Genomic DNA, 23,503 nt, shown 5'->3' with positions numbered 1-23,503 from the left:
TTCAAATGATTCTGTCCAGGGCAGGGGAGGTGACCATCGCCACGTACTCCAGCAGAGTCCTACTTATGGGTAACTTACGGTGCCGTAGGTACGATGAGCGGCATGACCGACGTGGACGAGACTGCCGCGGTACCCCCGCCTGCCGGTGCAGTGGACCTGCCGAAGCTCGCAAAACCCGTGCTCAGAGGGTGGTTGCACGCCGGGATGTTCCCGGCGGTGCTGGTGGCCGGCGTCGCTCTGACCGCGTTCGCGCAGAGCACCCGGGGGCGTATCGCGTGCGCCGTCTTCACGGTCACCGCGTGCGCGCTGTTCGGGACGAGCGCGCTCTACCACCGCGGAAACTGGGGGCCGCGCGGCTCAGGAATTTTGCGGCGACTTGACCATGCCAACATCTTCCTGATCATCGCCGGCACCTACACGCCGCTCACCATCCTGCTGCTGCCGGGGGCCACTTCTGAGCTGCTGCTGTGGCTGGTGTGGGCGGGAGCGCTGGCCGGCATCGCCTTCCGGGTCTTCTGGGTCGGCGCGCCGCGCTGGCTGTACACGCCCTGCTACATCGCGCTCGGCTGGGTCGCGATCTTCTTCCTGCCGGACTTCCTGCGCACCGGCGGTGTCGCCGTGATGGTCTGCGTGATCGTCGGCGGCGTGCTCTACAGCACCGGCGCGGCCATCTACGGCTTCAAGCGGCCGAACCCCTCGCCGCGCTGGTTCGGCTTCCACGAGGTCTTCCACTCCTTCACGCTCGCGGCGTTCATCGTCCACTACGTCGGCATCTCGCTGGTGGCCTACACCCACACCTGAGGCCGCGACCGCCCTCCGTTCCGGGCCCCGCCTCCCTCCAGGGAGGCGGGGTCTTTCGCATGCCGAGGGCGACGGCTACTTTTTTTGCGAGTCACTGTCATTTAACACTCGCTAGCGGGAGGGCCGATGAACGCCCCCTTGCCACCGCACCTCCGCCCGACCCACGCCGCTGGTGGGCGCTGGGCGCGCTCGGCCTGGGCATGCTGGTGCTGAGCTTCGACACCACGGTCCTCAACGTCGCGCTGCCGACCATGGCCGCGCACGTCGGCGCCACCGCCAGACGCTGCGGCAGACCGGTTCGGCGACCGGGCGCTCGCCGCGTCCGCCGACGCCGCCTACTGCACGGCATGGACCTGGCGCTCGCGGTGTGCGGGGGCGCGGCGCTGCTGGCGGCGGCCTGCTGGCCGTCCTGCTGCCGAACCCCGGGCCCGGCGACCGGGATGCCCGCCGCGGCCGGGTCCACCGCGGCCCCGGCGGTCATGGCCGACCCGAGCGAAGACGGCCGACAATGACGCCATGTGCCCTCGACTCAGCGACGCCACCCCCCGGCCGGGTCTGCGGGAACGCAAGAAGATCCAGACCCGCCAGGCCATCCGCACGGCCGCGTACCGGCTGTTCGCCGAACAGGGCTACGACGCCACCTCCGTCGACCGCATCGCCGACGCGGCCGACGTTTCCCCGAGCACGGTCTTCCGCTACTTCCCCACCAAGGAGGACATCGTCCTGACGGACGAGTACGACGCGGACATGGCCCGCGAGTTGCGCGAGCGGCCGGCCGACGAGCCACCGCTGGTGTCCGTGCGGGTCGTGCTGCACGACTCCTTCGCCCGCATCCTCGGCGACCCGGACAGCCGCGAGGAGCTCGTGCAGCGCGAGGAACTCGTCCGGGACGTGCCCGCGATCCGGGCCCGCGCCCACGAGAGCCTGTCGGCCACCGGCCGGCTGCTCGGCGGAGTGATCGCCGAGCGCACCGGCCGCGGCAGCGACGACCTGGAGGTGCGGGTGTTCACCGCCGCCGTCTTCGGCGCGATCCACGAGGCCGCGCTCTACTGGGTGGAGAAGGGCCGCACCGAAGACCTGCTGGACCTGCTGGAACGCGCGCTGGGCATGCTCCGCAGGGGACTCGACCTGTAGCGGTCAGAAGAAGGTGCGGATGTAGGCGGTGACCTCGGTGCCGCGCGTGGCGGGGATGAGCTGCCACTTGTCGAAGGTCGTGCAGGGGTGGGAGACGGCCAGGCCGACCCAGTCGCCGACCTCCAGCGGCTCGTCGTGCGGCAGGGTGAGCCAGGTGTGCTGGTCGGACAGGCGGGCGACCCGGACGCCGTGCGCGGGCGCGCGGAGCTCGCCGGTGCGGGCCGAGCGGATCACCGCGACCTGGGGGAGCCCGAGGTCGTACGGGGCGTCCCGCTTGCCCGCGTTGAGGAACGCCTGCTCGGGCTCGGGGCGCGAGACCACCTGCGTCCACAGGCGGAACGCCGGCTCCAGCGCACCCTCGTCGGGGATCCGGTTGAAGGGCGTGACCTTGCTGTAGTGGTCCTCGTCGTGCGTCACGTACGCCCCGGACCGCAGCAGCTTCCGCACCGGCCGGGAGAACTCCGGCAGGTCGGCGAGCTCCTCGGCGACCGCGTCGAACCACGCGGAGCCGCCCGCGCTCACCACGATCTCCTCCGCGTCCGCGAGCAGCCCGGCCGCGTCGAGACCGGACGCCAGCGCGACCAGCCGGCGCAGCCACGCGCGGACCGTCTCCGGAGAGGCCGCGGGCACCTCGCCCTCGTACCCGGCGACGCCGACCAGCCGCAGTGTGCCCGCCGCGGCGACGGCCTCGGCCACGGCGGTGCCCTCCTTCTCGGTGCGCACCCCCGTCCGCGCGCCCTCGCCGCCCCCGAGCTCGACGACCACGTCCAGCGGCCGCCGCACTCCGGCCGCGCGCAGCGCCGCGTCCATCAGCTCCACGCCGCGCACCGAATCGACATAGGTGGTCAGCTCGAACGACGGGTCTCCGTCGAGCTGTTCGCCGATCCAGCGCAGGGCGGCGGCGTCCACCAGCTCGTTGGCCAGGAAGATCCGCCGCACCCCGAACTCCCGGCAGACCCGGATCTGATGGGGAACGGCGACCGTGATGCCCCAGGCGCCGTGCGCGAGTTGGCGGGCGAAGAGCTGCGGGGCCATCGAGGTCTTGCCGTGCGGCGCGAACGACAGCCCGTGGTCGGCGGTGAAGCGTTCCAGCAGCTCCAGGTTGTGGTCCAGGGCCTCCTCCGACAGCACCAGGACCGGCGTGCCGAACCCGCCGCCGAACAGGTCGCGCCGCTGCGCGGTGAGCTCGCCGACGGTCAGGCCGGCCGCGTCCCAGGGCATGCCCTTGAAGCGGTGGCCCACCGGCTCCCGGTCCAGCTCGGCGACCCGCTCGTCGATCTCCATCGTGCCTCCCGGCCGTGCTCTCACGAGGTGCGTTGCATTCTGTGCAACAGTCATTGCGTATGCTGCTCACGGCTGTCTAACATCCGGGCCAGTGCCGGGTCAACGACGGCCGGTTCCCGAGGGATTGCGAGGGCGAGCATGACGCCGGAGTTCGACGTCGTCTGCCTGGGCGAGTCCATGGTGACCTTCGTCCCCTCCGTCCCCGGGCGCCTCGCCGACGTGCCCGCCTTCGACCGGACCATCGGCGGCGCCGAGTCCAACGTGGCCTGCACCCTCGCCCGCGCCGGGCACCGCACCCGCTGGATCAGCCGGGTCGGCGCCGACGGCTTCGGCGACCACCTGGTCGGCGAGATCGCCGCGTGCGGCGTGGACGTCGGCGCGGTGCGCCGCGACCCGCACCGGCCCACCGGGGTGTACTTCCGCACCGCGGGCGACCGCGACGCCACCGGCGCCGGCCGCGCCGAGGTCGTGTACTACCGCAGGGGCTCAGCGGCCTCCGCGCTGTCGCCCGCCCTGGTGCCGCGGCACGAGGCGTGGTCGGGCCGGGTGCTGCACCTGACCGGCATCACCGCCGCGCTCTCCGCGACCTGCCGCGACCTGATGCGCCGGCTCACCCACCGCGAACCCGGCCGCCCGCTGGTCTCCTTCGACGTCAACCACCGGCCCGCGCTGTGGCGGGACGGCGACCCGAAGCTCCTCACCGGTCTGGCCCGCGGCTGCGACGTGGTGTTCGTCGGCGAGGACGAGGCCGCCACCGCCTGGGGACTGCCGGACGCCGACGCGGTGCGCGCGGCGCTGCCCGAGCCGGACCTGCTGGTGGTCAAGCAGGGCGAGGCGGGCGCCACGGTGTTCCACGGGACCGGGCGGCTGCACGTACCGGCGCCGGCCGTCGAGGTCGTCGCCCACGTCGGCGCGGGCGACGCCTTCGCCGCCGGCTTCCTCTCCGCGACCCTGCGCGGCCGGCCGCTCGCCGAGCGGCTGCGGCACGGCCATCTGCTGGCCGCCGCCGCGCTGACCGTGCCCGGCGACCAGGCCGTACCCCCGACCCGGGCACACGCCGACGCGCTTGCCGCCCTCGACGACGCGGCGTGGGGGAGACTGCGGCTGGGCCCCGGCTGGACGGGCGGGGCGGAACAGCCCGGGGAACACGGCGAGCGGGCGGGGCATACCCGGCGGGAGGTACGGACATGAGCCAGACCGTGGACCGCGCCCTGAGCATCCTGCCGCTGCTGGCCGAGGGCCCCGCCGGGCTCGACCAGGTCGCCGGCCGGCTCCAGGTGCACAAGTCCACCGCGCTGCGGCTGCTGCGCACCCTGCACGAGCACGGCCTGGTCCACCGCCAGCCGGACCAGCGCTACCGGCTCGGCGCCCGGCTCTTCGCGCTGGCCCAGCAGGCCGTGGAGGCGCTCGACGTCCGGGAGATCGCCCACCCGCACCTGGCCGAGCTCAACGAGCGCACCGGCCACACCGTCCATCTGGCGGTGTACGAGCAGGGCGAGGTGGTCTACATCGACAAGGTGGACAGCCGCTACCCGGTGCGCATGTACTCCCGGATCGGCCGCCCGGTGGCCATCACGGTCGCCGCGGTGGCCAAGCTGCTGCTCGCCGACCTGCCGGAACCCGAACGGCGCGCGGTCGCCGAGCGGCTGGAGTACCCGCGCTACACCGCCCGGTCGACGCCGGACGCGGCGGCGTTCCTGGCCGAGCTGGCCCGGGTGCGCCGCCAGGGCTGGGCCGCCGACCTCGGCGGTCACGAGGAGTCCATCAACTGCGTCGGCGCGCCGCTGCGCGGCCCGGACGGCCGGGTCCTGGCCGCGATGTCCGTCTCGGCGCCGAACGTCGTGGTGTCCGCCGAGGAACTGCTGCGGCTGCGGCCGCTGGTCCAGCGCACCGCAGAGGCCGTCAGCGCGGAGCTGTGCGGCACCGCACCCGATCACGATCACCCCGGCCGGAGTCCGCTGGGCCCGGCCGGGACCCCTGCCCACCCCGACGACCCTTCCGAGGACGCACCCGAATGAGCGAGCTGCCCGAGCACAACCCCACCCAGCTGCCCCACCTGCCGAAAACCGCGATCGTCCCGGCCGGCGCCTCCGAGCCGCCGGCGAAGTTCTCGCACGGCGTGCGCAAGGGCAACATCCTCCAGGTCGCCGGGCAGGTCGGCTTCCTGCCCGCGGACGGCACCGACGGGCAGCGCAAGCTCGCCGGGCCGAGCCTGGCCGAGCAGACCCAGGCCACCTTCGCCAATGTGCAGGCCGTGCTGGAGGCCGGCGGCGCGACGTGGGAGGACGTGCTGATGATCCGCGTCTATCTCACCGACACCGGCCACTTCGCGGAGTTCAACCAGATCTGGAACGACTACTTCGCCGGTCTCAAGGAGGCCCCGGCGGCCCGCACCACGGTGTACGTCGGCCTGCCGGCCGGCCATTTGGTCGAGATCGACGCGCTGGCCGTGCTGGGCTGACCGCCCGCACGCCGCCGCCGCGGCGCACACGGTTCCGGGCCCGGGAGACGCCGTCTCCCGGGCCCGGCGGTTTCCCGGGGTCGCGGATCAGATCACGACATGGCGTGGACGTGCGGGCCGACGCCGTTGGACCAGGTGTTGCCGGCCGACGCGTCCCAGTTGGTCGACCAGGTCATCGCACCGCCGATCCCCGGCCAGGTGGTGCTCGGGTGCCAGCTGCCGCAGCCGGTGCCCTTGGCCAGGCAGTCCAGCGCGTTGTTCACCACGGACGGGCTGACGTAGCCGGAGCCCGCCGCGCTGGTGGACGCCGGGGTGCCGATGCCCACCTGCGACGGGGACAGGCCGGCCTGGATCGCCGTGCAGGCCAGCGTGGTGATGAAGTCCACCGAGCCCTGGCTGTACACGCCGCCGTCGCAGCCGTTCATCGAACCGCTGTTGTAGTACTGCGTGTTGACGATGGTCAGGATGTCCTTGACCTTCAGCGCGGTGGCCAGGTAGTCGCTGCCCGCGGAGAGCATGTCGATGGTCTGCGGGGCCATCGTGATGATCAGCCCCGAACCCGCCTTGGCGCTCAGCGCGCGCAGCGCCTGCGGCATGTAGGTGGAGTCGATGCCGTTCTCGAGGTCGATGTCGACGCCGTTGAAGCCGTACGTCTGCATCAGCGAGTAGACGCTGTTGGCGAAGTTGGTGGCCGAGGCGGAGTCCCGCACCGAGATGGTGCCGTTCTGGCCGCCGACGGAGACGATCACCTTCTTGCCGGCCGCCTGCTTGGCCGCGATGTCCGCCTTGAACTGCGCCACGCTGTAGTTCAGCGACGGGTCGAGCGTGAAGGACACCGCGCCCGGCGTGGTGGTGGCGTCGGCGAAGGCCACCGCGATGATGTCGTACTGGTTCTGCACCTGCGCGATGGTCTGCACGGTCGCGCCGTTGTTGAAGTTCTGCCAGTAGCCGGTGACCACGTGCTTGGGCAGACCGGTCGTCGGCGGCGTGGTGGGGGGCGTGGTCGGCGGGGTCGTCGGCGGCGTGGTGGGGGGCGTCGTCGGCGGGGTGGTGGGCGGCGTGGTGCCGGTGCCGCCGGGGCCGGAGAGCGTCACGTCGTCGGCGTAGTACGCCGGCTGCGCGTACCAGCCGTGCAGGTAGACGGTCACCGACGTGGTGCTCGCGCCCGTGGTGAAGTTGACGCTGAGCTGGGTGTAGGAGGACGCGCTGGGGGTCCACGTCGACGGGTCGGTGCCGCCGGTCCCGGTGGCGCCGAGGTAGACATAACTGCCCTGGACGTAGGCGCTCAGCGTGTACTGCGAGTTGGGCTGGACGCTGATGGTCTGGCTGCACTGCGCGTTGTCGCTGCTGGTGGGCGTCGCCTTCAGGGCGGAGGAGCCGGAGTGCACCGGGCTGCCGACCGTGGCGCCGGAGCCCGCCGTGCAGGTCCAGCCGGAAAGCCCGCTCTCGAAACCGGAGTTGGCCACCAGGTTGGTGGTGGCGGCCCCGGCCTCGCCGGAGTTGACCAGGGCGACGCCGGCGCCGATGACGGCGGCGGCGCTCAGCCCGGCGAGGGCGCGCTGCAGGACGGTCGATCTGCGCCGGGAATGACTCGTGTGATTCGCGTGCGATGCACGTTCCACGACTGCCTCCTGGGGGCAAGGAGTTGGGGGGTGGTGGGTGTGCCGAGGACGTGGGGGACGTGACCACGTCAATGACGTGTCAAGGGAGAAAGCTGGTCCAGACCAATCGGGTTGTCAAGACCTCTGCTGGACACCTGTCGTTCACCGGGTCCGATCCGCAACTTTCCGCACCCGAACCGCTACACATCGATAAGCTGACGACCGCGAATGACCAGGTGGAGTGCGTTCGCCGGGCGGAGACGGGGAGGTTCCGAATGCCGAGCGTCATCATCGCCACCGCGGACGACCTCGCGCTGTCCCTGGAGGAACAGGTGACGCGCACCTCCGCCGCGCTGGACGCCCACGGCCACATCGTCGCGCTGGCCCCGGCCGAACCCGCCGATCCCGCCCGCCGCCGCCTGCACACCGTGCGCGCCGCGCTGGAGGCGGACCGGATGGCCATCGTGCCGATGAGCCTGCCGCCGCTGGCCCGCACCCTGCTCGGCGAGCAGCTCCGGCAGTTGTCCGGAACCGACCTCGGCCCCGGGGTCCTGGCCGGCGCCGCGCGCCTGCTGGCGTACTACCTGCACGCCGGGGCGCTGCTCGGCTCGGTCGCCAGGCTGGACCGCGTGCCGGTGAGCGTCGCCGACCACGTCAAGTCCCTCGTCCCCGGGAAACACTTCGCGGTCCTCGCCCACCCCGCCCCCCACCTCGGCCCGGCCGAGGCCGACGCCGTCCCGCCGGGACCCGGGTACCAGACCCAACTGGCCGTCGCCGGACGGGCCCTGGACACCGGATGGATCACCGGGCCGCTGGCCGCCGTCTGGCGCACCCAGCACCTGCGCGAGGTGCCGCTGCCCGCCGACTCCGCGCGCTGGTGGGGCACCGGCAAACTCGTGGAGTTCACCGCCTACATCGCCGACGTCGGCATGCTCTACCAGCTCGTCACCTCGGTCCGACGCGACACCTGCACCTGGTGCGGGCTCGAAGTCATCGGCGACCAGTGCCTGTTCTGCGACACCCGGCTGGGCACCCGCACCACGCCCGCCAAGCACGCCGCCGCGGCGCCGGACGGCCGCCCCGCCGCCCGGGCGTCCGTCGAACCCCCGGCCCGCCCCCAACTCGAACCCCACAAGCGATAGGTGCGACCGCACATGAACTCACGTCAGCGCCGTGGTGTCGTCCTCCTGGTGGTCTCCGTGCTCTGCGCGGCGGTGGCCCTCGCCGGGGTGGTCGCCGTCGTCCGCGACGCGCGGTCGCAGGTGGGGCCGAAGGTCACCGCGTACGAACTCACCCGCGACGTACCGGCGTACACCGCGCTGACCGGCTCCCAGGTGCGCCGGATATCCGTGCCCAGGCGCTGGCTGCCCGACGCCGCGATCCACAGCCCCCAGGAGTACCAGGGCAAGATCGCCGCCGTGCCGCTGACCAAGGGCTCGCTGCTGCAGTCCGACATGGTGGCCGCCCGGCCCGACCTCCAGCCCGGCCAGATGGAGATCGCCATCATGATCGACGCCGAGACCGGTGTGGCCGGCAAGATCACCCCCGGCGCCCGCGTCAACATCTTCGCCACCTTCGCCGGCCGCAAGGACACCGACCCGGACGTCTCCCGGATCATCGTCGCCAACGCGCAGGTCATCGACGTCGGCGAGATCAAGGCCTTCGACAAGTCCGACGACGCCCAGCGGGTCTCCGAACAGGGCGTCCCCATCACCTTCGCGCTCGGCGCCGAGGACGCCCAACGCGTCGCCTACGCCGAGTCGTTCGCCCGTCACGTGCGCCTGGCGCTCGTCGCGCCCGGCGACACCTCGCCGCCGCCGGCGGGATCCCGCAGTTACACCCTGGCCGGGGACGCGGGGGTGAAGCCGTGAGCGTCCGCATCCTCGCCGGGACCGGGGACCCGGACGCCGCCCGCGCGCTCACCGGGCTCCTCGGCCAGCTGCCCGGCGCGGAACCCGCGCCCGCGCTCCGCGACTCCACCGCGCTGCTCGACGCCCTCGCCAGGGCCGCCGAGTACGGCCCCGAGGACCTGCCCGAAGTCGTCGTCGTGCACGACGTGATCGGCCCGATGCCCGCGCTCGACCTGGTCCGCGACATCGCACTGCGCTTCCCCGCCACCGGCGTCGTGCTGCTCACCGCCGACGCCGGCCCGGCGATGCTCGCCTCCGCGATGAACGCCGGCGCCCGCGGGGTCATCGGACTGCCCCTGTCCTACGACGAGCTGGGCGCCCGGGTGGAGGCCGCCGCGAGCTGGGCGGTCGGCGTGCGGCGGCACCTCAGCCCCGGCCGGGCGTCCCTGCCCGCCGTCGCCGGCGGCACCCTGGTCGCCGTCGCCGGGGCCAAGGGCGGCGTCGGCACCACCGTCACCGCCGTCCACCTCGCGCTCGCCGCGCACGCCTCCGGGCGGTCCACCGCCCTGGTCGACCTCGACCTGCAGAGCGGCGACGTCGCCTCCTACCTCGACGTGCAGTTCCGCCGCTCGGTCGCCGACCTCGCCGACATCGCCGACGTCTCCTCACGCGTCCTGCACGACGCCATGTACGTCCACGAGTCCGGACCCGCGCTGCTGCTCGCCCCCGGCGACGGCGAACGCGGCGAGGAGGTCACCGACCGCTCGGCGCGACTGCTGCTCACCGCGCTGCGACAGCGCTACGAGGTCGTGATCGTGGACTGCGGCACCCAGGTGACCAGCGCGAACGCGGTCGCGGTGGAGACCGCCGACGTCGCGGTGCTGGTCACCACGCCCGACGTGATCGCGGTCCGCGCCGCCAAGCGCGTGGTCCGGCTCTGGGACCGGCTGCAGATCCGCAAGCCGCAGGACACCACCACCGTCGTCAACCGGCACAGCCGGGGCAGCGAGATCCAGCCGACGCTCATCGGGCGCATCACCGGCACCCGGGTGGCCGCGTCCGTCGTGCCCGCCGCCTTCCGCGAACTCCAGCCGGTCATCGACTCCGGCCGCCTCCACGACCTCGACGGCCGGTCCACCGTACGCGCCGGGATCTGGGCGCTGGCCGGCGAGCTGGGGCTGGTCACCGGCGCGGCGCTGCCCGCGGGACGCGGCCGCAGACCGCGGCGCGGCGGGGACCGCGGGCAGATCGCCCTGGAGACGCTGGGCATGACCCCGATCATCCTCATCACCCTGATCCTGGTCTGGCAGGCGGTGCTCGCCGGCTACACCTTCACGCTGGCCGGGGACGCGGCGGACAAGGCCGCGCGGGCCGCCGCGGTCGGCGCCGACGCGCGGGCGGCGGCGGTCTCCGACATGCCCGGGGCGTGGGCGGACTCGCTGAGCGGCCCGACGGTCACCCGGGACAACGGCACGGTCGACGTGCAGCTCAGCATCCGGGTCCCGGTGCTCTTCCCGGGCGCCGTCGACTTCTGGGTGCCCGTCCACGGCCACGCCCGCACGGTCGACGAGGAGGGCCGCCCATGAGGTGCGCCCTGCCGGCCGGCTTCCCCCACCTGCCTCAGCCCCCTTCTCCGCCGCGGGTTCCCCGAGCCCGGACCCTGTCGGGGCACGTCCTGCCCCTTGCGGCCGTCTGCCGACTTTCGCCCGTCAGCGGGTTGCGCGCGCGGTTCCCCGCGCCCCTGTTGTGGTGGACGCCGTCCTCCATCTCGCGGCTCGTACCCCGTAAGGGGCGCCGGGGGAGCCGGGTGACGGCGCGGGCGCGGAGGGCGGGCCCGCGAGAGAGGGGGGTGGCCTCCCTGGAGTACCTGGGCATGCTCCCCTTCCTCCTGCTGATCGCCCTCGCCGGCATCCAACTCGGCATCGCCGCCTACTGCGGTGAGCAGGCCGGCACGGCAGCCCGCACCGCCGCCCGCACGGCGGCCGAGCACAGCCCGCACCCGGACGCCGCCCAGGCCGGCCGGGACGCCGTGAGCGACTGGGTGCACCCGGACATCCAGTTCACCGAGAACGGCGACACGACCGTCAAGGTGACGGCCACCGTCCACATCCCGTCCGTCTTCCCCGGCGTCCACCTGTTCGACCCGGTGACGCGTTCCGCGACGATGCCGAAGGAGGACGCCACGCCATGAGCCTCCGAGCCCGCCTCGCCGTCGACGAGGCCGCCCCGCAGACGCAGGAGGGCCACATGGTGGCCGTCTACCGGGCGAAGCTGCTCCAGGAGATCGACCTCGCCGAGATGTCGGCGCTGTCCGCGGCCGACCGCCGCGCCCGCCTCGAACGCGTCCTCGGCCACATCATCAGCCGCGAGGGCCCGGTGCTGTCCACCTCGGAACGCGCCGCGCTGATCCGCCGGGTGGTGGACGAGGCGCTGGGCCTCGGCATCCTCGAACCCCTGCTGGAGGACCCGTCGGTCACCGAAATCATGGTGAACGGCCCGGACCGGATCTACGTCGAGCGCGGCGGCCGCGTCGAGGCCGTCGCCGCCCGCTTCTCCTCCGCCGAGCAACTGCTGCAGACCATCGAGCGCATCGTCTCCACCGTCAACCGCCGCGTGGACGAGTCCAATCCGATGGTCGACGCCCGGCTGCCGTCGGGCGAGCGCGTCAACGTCATCATCCCGCCGCTCGCCCTGACCGGCCCGACCCTGACCATCCGCCGCTTCCCGCGCGCCTACACGCTGCAGGAGCTGATCGGCCTCGGCACGCTCGACGAGCACATGCTGCTGCTGCTCTCCTCGTTCGTCCGCGCCAAGTGCAACATCATCGTCAGCGGCGGCACCGGCTCGGGCAAGACGACGCTGCTCAACTCCCTGTCGGGGCTGATCCCCGACGGGGAGCGGATCATCACCGTCGAGGACGCCGCCGAACTCCAGCTCCAGCAGGAGCACGTGGTCCGGCTGGAGTCGCGGCCGCCGAACGTCGAGGGCGAGGGCCGGGTCACCATCCGCGACCTGGTCCGCAACTCGCTGCGCATGCGGCCCGACCGCATCATCGTCGGCGAGGTGCGCGGCGGCGAGACGCTGGACATGCTCCAGGCCATGTCGACCGGGCACGACGGTTCGCTGGCCACCGTGCACGCCAACTCCGCCGAGGACGCGGTGCTGCGGCTGCAGACCCTCGCCTCGATGAGCGAGGTCAAGATCCCGTTCGAGGCGCTGCGCGACCAGATCAACTCGGCCCTGGACGTCGTCGTCCAGTTGCAGCGGCACATCGACGGCACCCGGCGCATCGCCGAGATCGCCGTCCTGTCCTCGCGGGGCCGCGACGCGTTCCGGCTCACCACCGCGACGCGGTTCCGCGCCGAGCCGCTGGGCGTCGACCGCATCGTCCGCGGCTGGTACGAACACCGGCCGGTGCCCCGGGAGATCGGCGAGCGCCTGTACCTGGCGGGCGAGCACGTGCCCGCCGCGTTCGGCGTCGGCGCCAGCGAACTCGAACTCGACAGCCGGGAGGCGAAGTGACCAGCTCCCGTGAACTGCTCGCCGCCGGCCGGGACTTCGCCTCCGGGCCGTATCCGGCGCTCGTCGTCGGCGCCACCTGCCTGGCGCTGGTGCTCGGCGTGTGGGGGCTGTCCGCCTGGTGGGGCGGGCGGGCCGACCGGGCCGCGCTCGTCGAACGCCTGGCGGGCGACGGCGGCCCCGGCCCGCGCCGCGCGCCCTTCTCCGGACTGGACCGGCGGGTGCGCCGGTACGGCTGGGGGCGCCGGCTCGCGGGACGGCTCGCGGCCACCGGCACCACGCTCACCCCGGGCCAGTTCACCGCGGCCGTGATCGGGCTGGTCGCCGGGGCGTGGATCGTGGCGGCCGTGGTCCTCGCCCCCTTCTTCGGGCCGATCGCCGCGATCCTGGCCGCGTGGGCGGGCTACTCCTTCCTGGAGTGGCGGCGGCGCGTGCGCACCGAGCGGTTCATCGCCCAACTCCCCGAGCTGGCCCGGGTCCTGGCCAACGCCACGCAGGCCGGCCTCGCCCTGCGCACCGCCGTGTCGATGGCCGCGGAGGAGCTGGAGGCCCCGGCCGGCGAGGAGCTGAAGCAGGTCGCCGACGCGATGGCGCTGGGCCACTCCGTCGAGGACGCCCTCGGCGAGCTCCAGCAGCGGCTGCCCAGCCGGGAGTTGATCGTGCTGGTGTCCACCCTCGTGCTCTCCAGCCGGGCCGGCGGCTCGGTCGTGGAGTCGCTGCGCAACCTCACCGTCACGCTGGAGGAGCGCAAGGAGACCCGCCGCGAGGTCCGCACCCAGATGTCCCAGGTGACCGTCACCGCGTACGCCGTCCCGGTGATCGGCATCGGCTCCCTGCTGCTGCTCGACCGCATCATGCCCGGCTCGCTCGGCGCCCTCACCGGTTCCAACGTCGGCCGGGTCTGCGTGCTGATCTCGCTGGCCCTGTACGTCGTCGGCTTCGCACTCATCCGCCGCATGTCCCGGATCGACGTGTGAGGAGCGCGCGATGACCCTGCTCGGACTGGCCCTGGGACTCGTGGTCGCGGTGTGCGTGGCCGCGGTCGTCCACGCGGTCGGCATGATGCGCGCCGAGGTCAGGCTGCCGGAGGACCTCCAGCTCGCCCTGGACGTCGGACGCACCCGGACCACCCGCACCGGCAGCCTCATCGACCGGGCCGGCATCCGCTGGGCGCCGACCGTGCTGCGGCTGATGGGACCGGCCCGCATCGCCCGGATGCGGGCCCGCATCGAGCACGCCGGCCACCCCTACGGCCTGACCGTCGAGCGGTACGCGGCCCGCCGCGCCGTCTACGGCGGGCTCGGCCTGCTGTGCGCGCTGCTGCTGCTCACCCGGGGCAGCTGGCTGCTGGCCCTGATGCTCCTGGCCTACGGCTGGTGGTGGGCCGACCTCGGCATCTGGGTCGCCATCCGCCGCCGCCGCGACGACATCGAGCGGACCCTGCCGGACTTCCTGGACGTCCTTGCCGTCGTGGTCAGCGCCGGACTCGGCTTCCGTCAGGCCCTGGAGCGCGTCAACGCGGTCTACCAGGGCCCCTGGTCGGACGAAGTACGCATCGCGCTGCGGCAGATGGACGTCGGCGTCAGCCGCCGGGACGCCTTCGACCAGCTGCGCAAGCGCAACCGCAGTGAGCAGGTGGGGCAGTTCGTCACCGCGCTCCAGCAGGGTGAGGAGCTGGGCGCGCCCATCGCGCGCACCCTGCTGCAGATCGCCACGGACATGCGCCGCACCGAGGCCCAGAACGCCCGCCGCCGCGCGGCCCGCATGGTCCCCCGCGCGACCCTGGTGGTCACCACCCTCCTGGTCCCGGCCACGATGATCCTCCTCATGGCCGGCACCGTCATCGGCTCCCAGATCCACTTCGGCGACCTTTTCGGGGGCAACGGATGACGCCGCGGCGCCCCGCGGATGAAGGCGGTCCGCTTGGGGGAGGTGATTGCGTGACGGGGGTGCCACAGGACGTGATCAACCGTCATGCTGACGGGACGCGTGTCGACGATGTGAACAGTGGTTCGAACCTGGCGCGGCTGTGGTCGCTGACCAGTCAGGTGACAAGGGATGGGGCGAACAAGCATGAACAAGTGGGCACTTCAGCTCTATGTGGCTGCGGGAGCCCTGCTCCGCGAACGCTCGGACCGGTTCGCGGCTCGGCACGGCGCCCCGCGAGGCGACCGGGGGCAGGGTTCGATCGAGTACCTCGGTATTGCCGTGGTGATCGTGGTGATCATCGGCGTGCTGGCCGGTACGACGGACATCGGGCAGAAGATCAAGGACGGCATCCTGAACGAGATCGGGAAGATCACCGGCGGCTGAGGCGGTGGGGACGGGTGAGGAGGGGGGGACGCCCGCTGCGGGCGAGGGGGTCCCGTCGTCCCGGCGGCGACAGCGGACAGACGGTCGGTGTGTACGTCGTCGCGATGGCAGCACTGTTCTTTCTCGCCTTCGCGTACTTCGCGGTCGGACAAGCCACCGTGAAGCGCAACGGCGCACAGACCGCCGCGGACGCGGCCGCGCTCGCCGCGGCCCGGCAGTACCGGGATGAGGTCAAGACCGACTTCCTCCACGCGCTGACCAGCGGCGATCTGACGGAACTGGGCAACCTCCTCAATCGGTTGGGACCGGACGACGGCGCGGCCTGTTCCGCAGCGGGATCGTATGCGGGGGACAACGACGCCGAAGTGCAGTCCTGTCAGCAGGTGAATGGTCCTCCCGGTTACACGGTCGGTGTCAGGTCCACTGGCACGGTCGGGAGTTCGGTGATTCACGGAACGCAGAACATGCACGCGGTGGCGTCGGCCACGGCCGTGGTCGAGCCGCGCTGCCAGGCGGGCGACAAGGACGGCAACAGCGTTCGGTTCACCTGCGACGATGGTGACCTGACCATCGATCCGACCGCGAGCGGCTTCCTGCTGGACCTCGCGGACTTCTATTCCGTCCACCTGAGCAAGTGACCACCGGCAGACGGCCGAGAGAGCGGGGAACGATGCGATACGGACGCAACTCCGTTGCCGTGGCGGCGGTCGCCGTCATGGCGGCGGTGACGGTCGCGGGCTGCGGTGGCGGAGGCGGGAGCAAGAAGGCCGAAGACAAGCCGACGGACTCGGCGCCGAGCAAGGCCGCCGCGTCGGCCGGTAGCGCCGGAGCGACCCCGTCCGGGTCGCCGACCACGGTGCTGGCCCAGATGAAGGGCGAGCACGACATGGTGGTCACCATCACCTCCGCCGAGCGCGATTCCGGCGGATTCGTGACCGTCGAGGGGACCGTCGACAACGAGGGCAGCAGCTCGTTCGACGCCACGTACTGGAACGGTCCTGAGGTGGCGCTGCAGAAGTCAGGGGCCTCCGTGGCCGGCGCGGTCCTGGTGGACGAGGCGGGCAAGAAGCGGTACTACGTACTGCGGGACACGGACGGGCGTTGCCTGTGCACCATGGGACTGGTCGGAATTCAGCCCAAGGAGTCCCGCCCCTTCTTCGCCCAGTTCCCCGCCCCGCCCGCGGCGACGACCCAGGTCGAGTTCGACCTGCCCACCATGCCCCCGGCCAAGATCACGCTCTCGGACGGAGAGGGGTGAGCCCGGTATGAAGCCCGCAGCCGCCGTGCTGGTCGTCCTGCTGACCGCCGGTGCCGCCACCCTGAGCGCGCCCGCCGCCCTCGCGGATCCCAACCCGCCGCCGAGCGCGGGGGAGCCCACCCCGACCGCGCCGGTGCGGGTGGACCCGACGTCGCCCGGGCTGCGTCTGCCCGAGGGCGCGACGCTGGCGCCGCCGAAGGTGCTGGACATCGTGTCGGTCAGCGACCAGAGCTCGGTCGCCGCGAGCCAGCCCGAGCAGCGGCAGGAGACGTCCAACTCCACGATCACCTACGCGCTGCAGTCGGAGGTGCTGTTCCCCAAGGACAGCGCGCAGCTCTCGCCGAGCGCGACCTCGCGGCTGCAGGCCATCGCCTCCGACATCAACGCCCGTCACGTCACGTCACCCATCCGTGTCTTCGGGTTCACCGACGATCTGGGCACCAGCGCCCACGGTCTGGTGCTGTCCAAGCAGCGGGCGGACGCCGTGTACAAAGTCCTGGCAAGGGAACTGGGCGCACTCGGTGACGGTTCCCACACATTTCAAGTACGTGGCTACGGCGAGGACTATCCGATAGCGGACAATTCCACCGAAACCAGCCGCCGCCAGAACCGCCGCGTGGAGATCACTTTCACGCCACCTGCCGCGTAACGTCCTGAAGGAGCGTGCGGACGCGGTACGGTGTAACTCCCCCCCTCGGGCCGGTTCGCTCTCCCCCCCCTGCGAACCGGCCCGTTTTTTTGTGGGGCGGTTTTCGGCCTGCGGGTCCCGGAACGGACGCCTGGTGGCAGGCGTCCCAGGTACCGGAACGGTAGATTTCCGGCATGCGGACCAGAGCGGGACATCTCGTCGTGGCGGCACTCGCGGTGACCGCCGCGGGCTGCTCCGTCGGCCAGGGCTCGCCCGACGGGTGGCGCTATCTGCGCACCGGGCCGGTGGCCGTCGCCCTGCCCAAGACCTGGCGCGTGCGGCCGGATGGCGCGGAACTGCCCGGCGCCCACGGCCGGACCGACGCATCACTCAGCGTGACCGCATCCACCGCGTCCAGCACGTCCACGGCGTCCAGCACGTCCAGGGCCTCCACCGCATCGACTGCGTCCTCCGCACAGCCCGGCCGGATCCCGGCGGACGCCCGGCGCGAGACGCTGACGATCGACGGCCGGCGCGCCCAGGTGCTGAGCTTCGCGCAGGCCGCTCCCGACGGCCGCCCGGCCGGGCACGTCGAGGTGCGGGTCCGCGACCGCGAGGGCCACCCCGTCACGATCCGCGCGTGGGCGGTCGACGGCACCGCCCACGACCCGGCCCTGCTCCAGGAGATCGTCAACAGTGTGGAGTTCCCGGTCACCTGACCCGGGCTCAGCCGGCGCGCCGGCCCGTGCGCGGCGCGGAGAACACCGCCGATCCGGCCCGTACCTCCAGCACCGCGCCGCGCACCACACCCCAGCCGGCCATCGCGCCCGCCTCGGCCTCCAGCACGTGCCGGGCCCGCAGCCGGGGGCGGCCGATCCGGCCCGGCGGCATCGTCCGCACCGCCAGCACCCGCAGCCGCCGGTCCAGGTAGGCGACGTCGATGGCGAACCGCATCCGCACGGTGTGCACGCTGGACGCGGGAGTCAGCAGCAGCGCCCCTTCGACGCCATCACTGCCGAGCAGGCCGCGGGTCCTGGCCCGGTACGACGCGGCGATCCGCAGCGCCACTTCGGCGCCGGGCGCCAGCAGCGTGCCCTCGCCGTCCTGCCGGCGTCGGCGCATGCGTCCTCCCCAACGGGCTCCTGTACGGTCGGCCGGTGCATGTCTATCTGATCGCGGGTGCGGCCGTCTGGGGAATAGCCGTCGGCCTGCTGCTGCCGCGTGCCGCCTACCGGCTGGCCGTCGAGGCGGACCAGCCGTGGGCCTCGGCGTGCCCGGCTGGTCACCCCGTACGGGGATGGCTCGGGCCCGCGCGGTGCGCGACGTGCGCGGAGGGGCGCCCGTACGGCCCCGGGTACGGCACGGCCGCGGCCGCGGCCGCCGCCTGTGCGGCGCTCGCGGTCGTCGTCGGCGCGCACCCCGAACTCGCGGTCTGGCTGCTGCTGGTGCCGGTCGGCGTCGTGCTCGCCCGGGTGGACCTGAAGGTGTTCCGGCTGCCGGACGTCCTCACGCTGCCCGCGCTGGCCGGGACCGCGGCGCTGCTCGGCCTGGTGACGCTGCTCCCGTCGCACGACGGGTCATGGACCCGGGCGCTGATCGCCGCCGCGGTGCTGGGCGCGGTCTACTTCGTGCTCTTCTTCGTCAATCCGGCGGGCATGGGCTTCGGCGACGTGAAGCTCGCCCCGACGATGGGGCTGGCGCTCGGCTGGTACGGCTGGGGGACGGTGTTCCTCGGCACGATGCTGGGATTCGGCCTGGGCGCGGTGCTCGGCCTCTTCCTCCTCGCCACCCGCCGCGCGAACCGCAAGACCCCGATCCCCTTCGGCCCGTTCATCCTCGCGGGCGCCTTCGCCGCGCTCCTCCTCACCTGAACGCCGCTCGTTCCGCCTCGCCGGCGGAAAGGGGTGGCCCGGGCCGTGCGGGCCCGGGCCACCCCTTTCCGTGCGCGTTCCGCGCCGACGCCGCGGACGCCTACGCGTCGCTGCTGACCGACCAGAGGTTGACGCCCTCCGGTTCGACCGCGTGCCGGTCGATCTCGGCGAGCTCCTCGGCGGTGAGCGCGGGCGCGCCGACGGCCGCGACGTTCGCCTCCAGCTGGGCGACCGACGAGGCGCCGATCAGCGCCGAGGTCACCCGCGGGTCCCGCAGCACCCAGCTCAGCGCGAGCTGGGCGAGGGACTGGCCGCGCGCGGCGGCCACCTCGTTCAGCGCCCGCAACCGGGACACCGTCTCGTCGTTGACCAGCGACGGGTCGAGCGACTTGCCCTGCGCCGCCCGCGAGTCCTGCGGGATGCCCCCGAGGTAGCGGTCGGTCAGCAGGCCCTGGGCGAGCGGCACGAAGCCGATGCAGCCCATGCCCTCCTCGTCCAGGATGTCCAGCAGGCCCTCGTCCTCGATCCAGCGGTTGATCATGGAGTACGACGGCTGGTGGATCAGCGGCCGCACCCCCATCTCGCGCAGGATGCGGGCGGCCTCACGGGTGCGCTCCGGGCCGTAGGAGGAGATGCCCACGTACAGCGCCTTGCCCTGCTGGACCGCGGACGCCAGCGCGCCCATGGTCTCCTCGAGCGGGGTCTCGGGGTCGAAGCGGTGCGAGTAGAAGATGTCGACGTAGTCCAGGCCCATCCGGTCCAGGGACTGGTCGAGCGAGGCCAGCAGGTACTTGCGCGAGCCCCATTCGCCGTAGGGGCCGGGCCACATGTCGTAGCCGGCCTTGCTGGAGATGACCAGCTCGTCGCGGTAGGGACGGAAGTCCTGGGCGAACAGGGTGCCGAAGTTGGCCTCGGCGGCGCCGTACGGCGGGCCGTAGTTGTTCGCCAGATCGAAGTGGGTGATCCCCAGATCGAAGGCACGGCGGAGGATCGCCCGCTGGGAATCCAGGGTGCGGTCGTCACCGAAGTTGTGCCAGAGGCCCAGGGAGATGGCGGGAAGCTTGAGGCCGCTGCGGCCTGTGCGGCGGTACTCCATCGAGTCGTAGCGCTCGTCGGAGGCGCGGTAAAGGGTGCGGATGTTCACGCTCCCCTGCTTATCACGGGAGGTTGAACCGCTTACTACCCGCGCCCGGTGCGGCCGCCCCGGTTCGTCCGCCAGGGCGTTCGCGCAGTAGTGTGGCCGCCGGGCGTCTAAGCGCAGGAGGGGCTGGTACGCGATGAATCTGCGCGACCTGGTGTACGGGTTGTACTCCCGCAGGGTGGAACGCCGGCTCGACGTGTCGCAGGCCCCCAAGCACGTCGGCGTGATCCTGGACGGCAACCGGCGCTGGGCCAAGGCCGCGGGCGGCACCACCGTGCAGGGCCACCGGGCGGGCGCGGACAAGATCGCCGAGATGCTCGGCTGGTGCGAGGAGACCGGCGTCGAGGTGGTCACCCTGTGGCTGCTGTCGACCGACAACCTGGACCGCCCCGGCGAGGAACTCGTCCCGCTGCTGGGCATCATCGAGGACGCGGTGACCGACCTGGCGGCGACCGGCCGCTGGCGGGTGCACCACGTCGGCACCATGGACCTGCTGCCCTCGCACACCCAGCGGGTGCTCAAGGAGGCCGAGCAGGCCACCTACGGCAGCAGCGGCCTGCTGGTCAACGTCGCCGTGGGCTACGGCGGCCGGCAGGAGATCGCCGACGCCGTGCGCTCCCTGCTGCACGAGCACGCCGGACGCGGCACCTCCATCGAGGACCTGGCCGAGATCCTGGACGTCGAGCACATCGCCGAGCACCTCTACACCCGCGGCCAGCCCGACCCGGACCTGGTGATCCGCACCTCGGGCGAGCAGCGGCTGTCCGGCTTCATGCTCTGGCAGAGCGCCCATTCGGAGTACTACTTCTGCGAGGTCTTCTGGCCCGCGTTCCGGAAGGTCGACTTCCTCCGGGCGCTGCGCGACTACGCCGCCCGACACCGCCGCTACGGATCGTAACCGCGGTTTCGCCGCCTGATCCCGGGCCGGGACCCGCCCCGCCAGGGGTGTTGCCGGTTCCCCCGGTGGCGCGGAATGGACGATGAGCGGTCGGTGACCGGTCGATGACCGACGGATGACTGTCATATGCATTCGCATGGGGTCGCGTTTTCCCGGGCATATCACAGGCAGACCGGCATCCTGGCCCTGGGTGCCGGACCGCAGACTCACCTCTCCCGAGGGGGTTCGTCCACACGTGGTGACCAGCAAGAATCGCCGTGATCACGACCGGCGCACGTACGTACTCGACACCAGCGTGCTGCTCGCCGACCCCAACGCCTTCGCCAGGTTCGACGAGCACGAGGTAGTGCTTCCGGTCGTCGTGGTGACGGAGTTGGAGGCCAAGCGCCACCACCCGGAGCTCGGCTACTTCGCCCGCCAGGCGTTGCGCCAGCTCGACGAGTTCCGGATCCGCTACGGCAGGCTCGACGCGCCGATCCCGATCGGGGACATCGGCGGCACCCTGCGTGTCGAACTCAACCACTCGGACCCCGGGGTGCTGCCCGCGGGATTCCGGCTCGGCGACAACGACTCGCGGATCCTCGCCGTCGCGCGCAACCTGCAGGCCGAGGGGTACGACGTCACCGTCGTCTCCAAGGACCTGCCGCTGCGGGTGAAGGCCTCCTCGGTCGGCCTGCTGGCCGAGGAGTACCGGGCCGAGCTCGCCATCACCTCGGGCTGGACGGGCATGGAGGAGCTCGTGGTCTCCGCGGACGACGTGGACGCGCTCTTCGCCCAGGACACCGTGGAGCTGCCCGAGGCGGCCGGCCTCCCCGTCCACACCGGTCTGGTGCTGCAGTCCGACCGCGGCAAGGCGCTGGGCCGGGTGGCCCCGGACGGCCGGGTGAAGCTGGTGCGCGGCGACCGTGAGGCGTTCGGCATCCATGGCCGCAGCGCCGAACAGCGCATCGCCCTGGACCTGTTGCTCGACCCCGAGGTCGGCATCGTCTCGATGGGCGGCCGGGCCGGCACCGGCAAGTCGGCGCTGGCGCTGTGCGCGGGCCTGGAGGCGGTCCTGGAACGCCGTCAGCACCGCAAGGTGATGGTCTTCCGCCCGCTGTACGCGGTCGGCGGGCAGGAACTGGGCTATCTGCCGGGCACCGAGGCGGAGAAGATGAGCCCGTGGGCCCAGGCCGTCTTCGACACCCTCTCGGCGGTGACCACCAAGGAGGTCGTCGAGGAGGTCGTCGCCCGCGGCATGCTGGAGGTCCTGCCGCTCACCCACATCAGGGGCCGTTCGCTGCACGACGCCTTCGTGATCGTGGACGAGGCGCAGTCGCTGGAGCGCAACGTGCTGCTGACGGTGCTGTCGCGTGTCGGCGCCGGCTCCCGCGTGGTGCTCACACACGACGTGGCGCAGCGCGACAACCTCCGGGTGGGCCGGTACGACGGTGTCGTCGCGGTGGTGGAGAAGCTGAAAGGCCATCCGCTGTTCGCCCACGTGACGCTCACGCGTTCCGAGCGGTCTCCCATCGCCGCGTTGGTCACCGAGATGCTGGAGGACGGCGTCGGCTGACCAGCCGGGGAGCATCCCGGCCGATGTCCGTCGGCATCGGACAAGCCGGGCAAAAGCCCCGTCCTATTTGACGGGTAATGCGATGAGTTGAGGCTGCTGCGCCCTCCCAGGAGGGCGCAGCAGCCTAGCGTTTGGGTGAACGATCCGCAGGCAATTACCGCCGTCCGCGGCGTGTGAGCTTTGCCACTCAACCGGAAATTGCCGCAACGCGTCCCCGTACGGCAGGGTGTGAGGCTGTCAGGCCCCGCTCATGGCACCCCTGCGCCCGCAAGGGCACGGGATACAGCACCACACAACATCACATCGACCGCCATGAGCCGCCCGAGCAACACGCGGAACCCGCAAGGGACTTCGCACCGGGACAGTGCCCCCGTGACCGACCGGCCCGTACGGCGGACCGGACAGGGGGACCGAGCCAGGGGCACGATTGCGTCCGTGCGGTCACCAAGCGGGCGACTCCGGAAGGAAACCGTGTGAGCCGGATCTCGGTCCGGGGACTGGCAGTGGCCTCGGCCACGGCAGTCACCACTGTGGGCGCCGTCGTCGGCGTCGCGTCAGGTGCGGAAAAGGGCGGCCCCAGCGAGCCCGTCGAAGCAGCCGGCACGACGACCCTCCTCGCGGACATCCCCGAGGGGCAACAGGTTCAGCAGGCATCACTGACCGAGCAGATCCAGGCTCAGTCGGACGCCGCGGACACGGCAGCGCGCCAGAGCGCCGAGCAGGCCGCCCGTTTGCAGGCCGCCAAGGACGCCTCAGCCAAGAAGAAGGCGGCCGACGAGAAGGCGGCGAAGGCCCGGGAGGAAGCGGCCAGCCGGGGAGACTCACGGGCGACGTTCCCCGTGCAGAGCTCCTACTCCATCGCCCAAGTGCAGGCGATGGCGAAGCAGATCGTCGGCTCCGGCCAGTTCGCCTGCTTCTCCAACATCGTGACCCGTGAGAGCGGCTGGCGGTACACCGCCGTCAACCCGTCCTCGGGCGCCTACGGCCTCGTGCAGGCCAACCCGGGCACCAAGATGGCCTCGGTCGCCACGGACTGGCGGACCAATCCGGCCACGCAGATAAAGTGGGGCCTGAACTACATGAACAGTCGTTACGGCAGCCCCTGCGGCGCCTGGCAGTTCTGGCAGGCGCACAACTACTACTAGGCCGGCCTCGTCACGGCACCGGCGTACCCCGCGCCCCTCGGGTA

The 23,503-nt window shown here is 72.3% G+C and carries 26 protein-coding genes; 22 read left to right on the top strand and 4 right to left on the bottom strand.

Features of this window, described 5'->3' with window-relative positions; translation table 11 throughout:
• Positions 1-102 precede the first annotated feature (102 nt).
• From trhA to K7862_RS05735, 3 genes are all read left to right on the top strand, one after another.
• Positions 103-801 carry a PAQR family membrane homeostasis protein TrhA gene (gene trhA / locus K7862_RS05745; RefSeq protein ID WP_372461506.1) on the top strand — a complete coding sequence of 233 codons (699 nt, stop codon included), beginning with the start codon at positions 103-105 and terminating at the stop codon, positions 799-801.
• A gap of 200 nt (positions 802-1,001) precedes the next feature.
• Positions 1,002-1,313, top strand: a complete 312-nt coding sequence (locus K7862_RS05740; protein WP_222961285.1) for a hypothetical protein — start codon at positions 1,002-1,004, stop codon at positions 1,311-1,313.
• A 4-nt stretch (positions 1,314-1,317) separates the two neighbouring features.
• The gene (locus K7862_RS05735; RefSeq protein ID WP_222961283.1) at positions 1,318-1,935 is read left to right on the top strand and encodes a TetR/AcrR family transcriptional regulator; all 618 of its coding nucleotides are present in this window, start codon (positions 1,318-1,320) and stop codon (positions 1,933-1,935) included.
• Positions 1,936-1,938: 3 nt separating this feature from the next.
• On the opposite strand, the gene K7862_RS05730 is transcribed toward K7862_RS05735, so the two are convergent.
• Positions 1,939-3,219 carry an alanine racemase gene (locus tag K7862_RS05730; RefSeq protein WP_262412695.1) on the bottom strand — a complete coding sequence of 427 codons (1,281 nt, stop codon included), beginning with the start codon at positions 3,217-3,219 and terminating at the stop codon, positions 1,939-1,941.
• 138 nt (positions 3,220-3,357) lie between these two features.
• On the opposite strand from K7862_RS05730, the gene K7862_RS05725 reads away from it, so the two are divergent.
• Genes K7862_RS05725 through K7862_RS05715 form a run of 3 tightly spaced genes read left to right on the top strand, consistent with a single transcriptional unit; the run spans position 3,358 to position 5,680 of the window.
• Positions 3,358-4,410: a sugar kinase gene (locus K7862_RS05725; protein ID WP_222961280.1), complete on the top strand. Its 1,053-nt coding sequence runs from the start codon at positions 3,358-3,360 to the stop codon at positions 4,408-4,410.
• Positions 4,407-5,237 (top strand): IclR family transcriptional regulator, encoded by an 831-nt coding sequence (locus K7862_RS05720; protein WP_222961278.1) that lies wholly within the window; start codon positions 4,407-4,409, stop codon positions 5,235-5,237. The genes K7862_RS05725 and K7862_RS05720 overlap by 4 nt, the downstream gene beginning before the upstream one ends.
• The gene (locus tag K7862_RS05715; protein ID WP_222961277.1) at positions 5,234-5,680 is read left to right on the top strand and encodes a RidA family protein; all 447 of its coding nucleotides are present in this window, start codon (positions 5,234-5,236) and stop codon (positions 5,678-5,680) included. The genes K7862_RS05720 and K7862_RS05715 overlap by 4 nt, the downstream gene beginning before the upstream one ends.
• Before the next feature lie 92 nt (positions 5,681-5,772).
• On the opposite strand, the gene K7862_RS05710 is transcribed toward K7862_RS05715, so the two are convergent.
• Positions 5,773-7,302 carry a chitinase gene (locus K7862_RS05710; RefSeq protein ID WP_222961276.1) on the bottom strand — a complete coding sequence of 510 codons (1,530 nt, stop codon included), beginning with the start codon at positions 7,300-7,302 and terminating at the stop codon, positions 5,773-5,775.
• A gap of 254 nt (positions 7,303-7,556) precedes the next feature.
• Here K7862_RS05710 and K7862_RS05705 point away from each other — a divergent pair, with 254 nt between their 5' ends.
• The 12 genes from K7862_RS05705 to K7862_RS05650 all read left to right on the top strand — a co-directional run bounded on the left by K7862_RS05705 (position 7,557) and on the right by K7862_RS05650 (position 17,568).
• Complete coding sequence (locus K7862_RS05705) at positions 7,557-8,423, top strand: hypothetical protein (RefSeq protein WP_222961275.1); 867 nt, start codon at positions 7,557-7,559, stop codon at positions 8,421-8,423.
• A gap of 12 nt (positions 8,424-8,435) precedes the next feature.
• Entirely contained in the window at positions 8,436-9,152 is a 717-nt protein-coding gene (cpaB, locus tag K7862_RS05700; RefSeq protein WP_222961274.1) for a Flp pilus assembly protein CpaB, read from the top strand.
• Entirely contained in the window at positions 9,149-10,717 is a 1,569-nt protein-coding gene (locus K7862_RS05695; RefSeq protein WP_222961273.1) for a CpaE/TadZ family protein, read from the top strand. The genes cpaB and K7862_RS05695 overlap by 4 nt, the downstream gene beginning before the upstream one ends.
• Positions 10,718-10,980: 263 nt before the next feature.
• Positions 10,981-11,322 carry a TadE/TadG family type IV pilus assembly protein gene (locus K7862_RS37305; protein ID WP_308011855.1) on the top strand — a complete coding sequence of 114 codons (342 nt, stop codon included), beginning with the start codon at positions 10,981-10,983 and terminating at the stop codon, positions 11,320-11,322.
• On the top strand, positions 11,319-12,653 hold the full coding sequence (locus K7862_RS05685; RefSeq protein ID WP_222961271.1) for a TadA family conjugal transfer-associated ATPase: 1,335 nt from the start codon (positions 11,319-11,321) through the stop codon (positions 12,651-12,653). The genes K7862_RS37305 and K7862_RS05685 overlap by 4 nt, the downstream gene beginning before the upstream one ends.
• Positions 12,654-12,667: 14 nt before the next feature.
• Complete coding sequence (locus K7862_RS05680) at positions 12,668-13,627, top strand: type II secretion system F family protein (protein ID WP_222961355.1); 960 nt, start codon at positions 12,668-12,670, stop codon at positions 13,625-13,627.
• Positions 13,628-13,637: 10 nt separating this feature from the next.
• On the top strand, positions 13,638-14,540 hold the full coding sequence (locus K7862_RS05675) for a DUF5936 domain-containing protein (RefSeq protein ID WP_222961270.1): 903 nt from the start codon (positions 13,638-13,640) through the stop codon (positions 14,538-14,540).
• Positions 14,541-14,723: 183 nt separating this feature from the next.
• Positions 14,724-14,963, top strand: a complete 240-nt coding sequence (locus K7862_RS05670; protein ID WP_262412694.1) for a hypothetical protein — start codon at positions 14,724-14,726, stop codon at positions 14,961-14,963.
• 14 nt (positions 14,964-14,977) lie between these two features.
• Positions 14,978-15,601: a pilus assembly protein TadG-related protein gene (locus K7862_RS05665; RefSeq protein WP_308011854.1), complete on the top strand. Its 624-nt coding sequence runs from the start codon at positions 14,978-14,980 to the stop codon at positions 15,599-15,601.
• Between the two features lie 32 nt (positions 15,602-15,633).
• The gene (locus K7862_RS05660) at positions 15,634-16,221 is read left to right on the top strand and encodes a hypothetical protein (RefSeq protein WP_222961267.1); all 588 of its coding nucleotides are present in this window, start codon (positions 15,634-15,636) and stop codon (positions 16,219-16,221) included.
• Between the two features lie 7 nt (positions 16,222-16,228).
• Positions 16,229-16,870 (top strand): OmpA family protein, encoded by a 642-nt coding sequence (locus K7862_RS05655; RefSeq protein WP_222961266.1) that lies wholly within the window; start codon positions 16,229-16,231, stop codon positions 16,868-16,870.
• Positions 16,871-17,043: 173 nt separating this feature from the next.
• Positions 17,044-17,568: a hypothetical protein gene (locus K7862_RS05650; protein ID WP_222961265.1), complete on the top strand. Its 525-nt coding sequence runs from the start codon at positions 17,044-17,046 to the stop codon at positions 17,566-17,568.
• A gap of 7 nt (positions 17,569-17,575) precedes the next feature.
• Here the strand turns inward: K7862_RS05650 and K7862_RS05645 are convergent, their stop codons facing one another.
• The gene (locus K7862_RS05645; RefSeq protein ID WP_222961263.1) at positions 17,576-17,971 is read right to left on the bottom strand and encodes a DUF192 domain-containing protein; all 396 of its coding nucleotides are present in this window, start codon (positions 17,969-17,971) and stop codon (positions 17,576-17,578) included.
• A gap of 35 nt (positions 17,972-18,006) precedes the next feature.
• Here K7862_RS05645 and K7862_RS05640 point away from each other — a divergent pair, with 35 nt between their 5' ends.
• Positions 18,007-18,720: a prepilin peptidase gene (locus tag K7862_RS05640; protein ID WP_222961260.1), complete on the top strand. Its 714-nt coding sequence runs from the start codon at positions 18,007-18,009 to the stop codon at positions 18,718-18,720.
• Between the two features lie 100 nt (positions 18,721-18,820).
• Here the strand turns inward: K7862_RS05640 and mgrA are convergent, their stop codons facing one another.
• Positions 18,821-19,864 (bottom strand): L-glyceraldehyde 3-phosphate reductase, encoded by a 1,044-nt coding sequence (gene mgrA / locus K7862_RS05635; protein ID WP_222961258.1) that lies wholly within the window; start codon positions 19,862-19,864, stop codon positions 18,821-18,823.
• 133 nt (positions 19,865-19,997) lie between these two features.
• On the opposite strand from mgrA, the gene K7862_RS05630 reads away from it, so the two are divergent.
• The 3 genes from K7862_RS05630 to K7862_RS05620 all read left to right on the top strand — a co-directional run bounded on the left by K7862_RS05630 (position 19,998) and on the right by K7862_RS05620 (position 23,459).
• Entirely contained in the window at positions 19,998-20,759 is a 762-nt protein-coding gene (locus K7862_RS05630; RefSeq protein ID WP_222961256.1) for an isoprenyl transferase, read from the top strand.
• A 235-nt stretch (positions 20,760-20,994) separates the two neighbouring features.
• Positions 20,995-22,314, top strand: a complete 1,320-nt coding sequence (phoH2, locus tag K7862_RS05625) for an RNA 5'-3' helicase PhoH2 (protein ID WP_222961254.1) — start codon at positions 20,995-20,997, stop codon at positions 22,312-22,314.
• Positions 22,315-22,787: 473 nt separating this feature from the next.
• The gene (locus K7862_RS05620; protein ID WP_222961252.1) at positions 22,788-23,459 is read left to right on the top strand and encodes an aggregation-promoting factor C-terminal-like domain-containing protein; all 672 of its coding nucleotides are present in this window, start codon (positions 22,788-22,790) and stop codon (positions 23,457-23,459) included.
• Positions 23,460-23,503 lie beyond the last annotated feature (44 nt).

It is taken from the genome of Actinacidiphila acidipaludis, from assembly GCF_019890725.1.
Lineage (GTDB): Bacteria > Actinomycetota > Actinomycetes > Streptomycetales > Streptomycetaceae > Actinacidiphila > Actinacidiphila acidipaludis.
The sequence above is the reverse complement of the archived record's forward strand: the minus strand, read 5'-3'. Positions and strand labels throughout refer to the sequence as shown.

Bases quoted from the DNA above. Each gene is read 5' to 3' on its own strand.
- K7862_RS05715 (WP_222961277.1), top strand. From the start codon at position 5,234: ATGAGCGAGCTGCCCGAGCACAACCCCACCCAGCTGCCCCACCTGCCG.
- K7862_RS05650 (WP_222961265.1), top strand. From the start codon at position 17,044: ATGCGGACCAGAGCGGGACATCTCGTCGTGGCGGCACTCGCGGTGACC.
- K7862_RS05685 (WP_222961271.1), top strand. From the start codon at position 11,319: ATGAGCCTCCGAGCCCGCCTCGCCGTCGACGAGGCCGCCCCGCAGACG.
- K7862_RS05655 (WP_222961266.1), top strand. From the start codon at position 16,229: ATGAAGCCCGCAGCCGCCGTGCTGGTCGTCCTGCTGACCGCCGGTGCC.
- K7862_RS05705 (WP_222961275.1), top strand. From the start codon at position 7,557: ATGCCGAGCGTCATCATCGCCACCGCGGACGACCTCGCGCTGTCCCTG.
- cpaB (WP_222961274.1), top strand. From the start codon at position 8,436: ATGAACTCACGTCAGCGCCGTGGTGTCGTCCTCCTGGTGGTCTCCGTG.
- K7862_RS05675 (WP_222961270.1), top strand. From the start codon at position 13,638: ATGACCCTGCTCGGACTGGCCCTGGGACTCGTGGTCGCGGTGTGCGTG.
- K7862_RS05735 (WP_222961283.1), top strand. From the start codon at position 1,318: ATGTGCCCTCGACTCAGCGACGCCACCCCCCGGCCGGGTCTGCGGGAA.
- K7862_RS05725 (WP_222961280.1), top strand. From the start codon at position 3,358: ATGACGCCGGAGTTCGACGTCGTCTGCCTGGGCGAGTCCATGGTGACC.
- K7862_RS05720 (WP_222961278.1), top strand. From the start codon at position 4,407: ATGAGCCAGACCGTGGACCGCGCCCTGAGCATCCTGCCGCTGCTGGCC.
- K7862_RS05645 (WP_222961263.1), bottom strand. From the start codon at position 17,971: ATGCGCCGACGCCGGCAGGACGGCGAGGGCACGCTGCTGGCGCCCGGC.
- trhA (WP_372461506.1), top strand. From the start codon at position 103: ATGACCGACGTGGACGAGACTGCCGCGGTACCCCCGCCTGCCGGTGCA.
- K7862_RS05660 (WP_222961267.1), top strand. From the start codon at position 15,634: ATGCGATACGGACGCAACTCCGTTGCCGTGGCGGCGGTCGCCGTCATG.
- K7862_RS05670 (WP_262412694.1), top strand. From the start codon at position 14,724: ATGAACAAGTGGGCACTTCAGCTCTATGTGGCTGCGGGAGCCCTGCTC.
- K7862_RS05740 (WP_222961285.1), top strand. From the start codon at position 1,002: ATGCTGGTGCTGAGCTTCGACACCACGGTCCTCAACGTCGCGCTGCCG.
- K7862_RS05730 (WP_262412695.1), bottom strand. From the start codon at position 3,219: ATGGAGATCGACGAGCGGGTCGCCGAGCTGGACCGGGAGCCGGTGGGC.
- K7862_RS05630 (WP_222961256.1), top strand. From the start codon at position 19,998: ATGAATCTGCGCGACCTGGTGTACGGGTTGTACTCCCGCAGGGTGGAA.